4 protein-coding genes are annotated in these 3,011 nt (G+C 39.4%); 1 reads left to right on the forward strand and 3 read right to left on the reverse strand.

The features are described 5' to 3' along the window. Positions 1–843: hypothetical protein (locus AC220I_RS20655; protein ID WP_486725757.1), on the forward strand; the 843-nt coding region annotated here is incomplete at its 5' end. Between the two features lie 5 nt (positions 844–848). Here AC220I_RS20655 and AC220I_RS20660 read toward each other — a convergent pair. The 3 genes from AC220I_RS20660 to AC220I_RS20670 form a co-directional block, all read right to left on the reverse strand. Next, entirely contained in the window at positions 849–1,793 is a 945-nt protein-coding gene (locus tag AC220I_RS20660) for a hypothetical protein (protein ID WP_486725758.1), read from the reverse strand. Positions 1,794–1,804: 11 nt separating this feature from the next. Beyond that, positions 1,805–2,635: a 4Fe-4S binding protein gene (locus tag AC220I_RS20665; RefSeq protein WP_486725759.1), complete on the reverse strand. Its 831-nt coding sequence runs from the start codon at positions 2,633–2,635 to the stop codon at positions 1,805–1,807. Positions 2,636–2,715: 80 nt separating this feature from the next. Then, a partial coding sequence (locus AC220I_RS20670) for a cob(I)yrinic acid a,c-diamide adenosyltransferase (protein WP_486725760.1) occupies positions 2,716–3,011 on the reverse strand: 296 nt, incomplete at its 5' end.

Raw genomic sequence — 3,011 nt, forward strand, 5'->3', positions numbered from 1 at the left:
AAAAGGCGCATTACACCTGTAAACTTATCTTTGGTGATTGTCCTATCAGTTGTTTTTGGCATGTTCTACTTTAAAACGCTATATCTGCCTAAGAGCAAGGATATATTGATTCGAAAGAACGAATATCAATTTCTTACAGATACTGCAAGGCGATATGCCGAAATCGATGCCATTCTTGCTGAGACAAAAGAAAAAGCGGATACAGATGAGCCCCTTGAAAATCTGGGACTGCTCTATTCCGCTTATATTGAAAAATTAGGTGGTTCCGAGGTCACAAGAGAGAATGTTACTGAGTTTGCTGTTTACGATTGGGAAGATGAAGCCTGTGAAGCAGCTTATCGAAAACTCATAGTACCTGAGTATACCGCTACCTTGACTGATAAAACACTTACCATTAAGTTTAACACCTTCTTTTACGGTCTATCTGGCAACATATATCGTGATCTTGAACGCTACCAAGGTCAATTCGACCATTTGGTTTATGATCTTACAGATTGCAGGGGCGGCGATATTCAGCAGGCCATTTTTGCCACTGACCCAATTTTCCCAATCAATATTGTTGCGAAAATTGACACCAATGATAATAAACGCGGGATCAACACTAAGGTGTTTTCTTCAACGGACTATGTCTTAAATTCAAACATTAAAGTCTTGGTCAGTGAAAACACTTCAAATTTAGGGGAATGGGCATATACCAATGCCCTTGCCCTCGGTTATAAAACCCAAGGTCAACCCGTGTCAGGAGACTCAAAAATCTATGAAATTCTTTACGTTAAAGAGTTAAACCGATTTTATGCCTTTCCGATTGGACGCCTTAAAGGTATAGACGACCTAGAATGGTAAAATCTCTACTGGGACACTAACGCCTGAATTTCAGCTTTAACAGAAGAAAATTCCAAGCCATTATTTATACAATAATCTTTGACGGTCATGCTTCTCTGTGGCATTTTTGCCTGAAGGATGGTTTCGATTTGATCAATGGTAACCCCCAAATCCAACACTTGCTGAAAAGTTGTGTTGCCCTTGATCAAATTGGTTTCCGCAGGTTCTGAGTGCTCAGCGCTTGTATTGTTTACTGCAGCCGTTTGATTTTCTGTACTTGTTGACGGTTGTGATTCAGTGGTGGTCTGACCTGATGTGCTTTCCTCTGATATGGTTTGGTCTGATGCCGCTTCATTTTCAGTTTCAGAGGATGCCATAGACTCAGAAGGCGTAACTTCGGTAGATGCGGGTTCATCCGCCACCGTGGTGGCGTCATTTGCGCCAGATACTTCTTTAAGCTCGTTTGAAGCCTCTATCGGCAAGCTGCCGTCACTGCCAATGGTATGTGTTTCTAAGTAGTCTTTTATTTCACTTGAAAGTGTCGGTTGTGCGCCTTCAATCAAAGCAACTGCAGGTTCAAGTAAATAATCTTCACCCAGTGTATATGGCAAATTCTTATACAAGGCTACAAATAACTTCATCGATCCATTGCCAACTTCTATATCCTGTCCAAAAGTATACATCCCTTCCAAATCCTTTGACTTGATGTCATCAGGATCTACATCCGATGGAATCATAAAGGCCTCCTTCAAGACATCCGTTGGTACATCAAACGCATCTGCAATTTCCGAAAAGGTATATGACCCTCTTATGTCAGCTGGGTTTGCTTCGCCTGCAAAGATACCGGTTGTGTACTTAGCTGGTGTTTTAGTTGACTCAGTTTGCCAAAGGCCTAACCCCATGAAAATCGCCACACCTCCAAAGAGTATTGCCAAAGATAAAAACCCCACACGTTTTAAATTCATTCTCATCGTCTGCCTCCCTATTTATTGACTTTGAATAGATCCGCTTCTATCAAAACGGTTTCTTCAACTGGACAAATGTTTTCTGACGTACATTCGAAGCATCTGATACACTGTAGATCTTTGACTTCTGATGATGTTGCCACATCTATATTCATAGGGCAGTTGTTGGTACAAAGATTACAACTGATGCATGTTGATTCAAGGCGTTTCAGCTTAAAGATATGAAACTTGTTAAAGAAGCCCAATACGCCACCATATGGGCAAGCATATTTGCACCAAGGTCTTTCCATGATAAGGGATAAACCCATAATTACAAATAGCGCTACCATACCTGCCACAGCAACCTCTGAAGTCCAAAAGTTAAAGAGGGCATAATAAGGATCAATATTTGAAAATAACAAGGTTCCTGAACGCGCCGTCATAAAGACAACCCAAGCTAAGAAAACAATTCTAAAATATCTTAGCACTGAATCGAGTTTTTTAGGGACCATGTGATTGTATTTACTTTTAAATATTTTTTTACCCAAATTGCCAATCCATTCTTGGAAGGTTCCAAACGGACAAATCCAGCCACAGAATACAGGGCCAAGTAAAAGTGTCATAAAAAATACTAGACCCATTAATATTAAAGAAGAACTATGGATCTTTTGAATAAAGGTCCCCAATGTGAACAACTGATAGATGGTCACAACACCGCCAAAGGGACAAATTGCATGTAAAGAAGCACTTGAAAAGAATTCAATACCCTGACCCGTTTCCGCTAAAGTATGATTGATACTAATCAATGCAACTAAAATAAAAAAGAACAATTGTACAATTTTTCTAATTTTACGCTTATTTTTCTTCATAAAAACACCCCTATACTTTTTTTTATAGCATAGGGGATAAATGTGTGTATCTTATGAAGTTTAAATGTAAATGATGTGGTCTAACAATCAATTCCCGGTCTTGATATGACTCCTTGATGATAATAGTGCTTGATTTCCTTCATCTCTGTAACGAGGTCTGCAAGGTCAATCAAAGCCTCTGGGCAATATCTACCGGTCAAAATAATCTCAGTTTCATAGGGCTTTTCATTTAATACTGCAATCAAATCATCAAGACTGAAGAGGTTATAATACAGGGCAATCGTAATCTCATCAAAAATTACCAACCTGTATTGGCCTGATATGAGTTTTTCTCTCATGAGCTTGAGGCCTTCCACAGCCATATCAATGTCTTCTT

The sequence above is a fragment of the Fusibacter sp. genome (assembly GCF_057447755.1).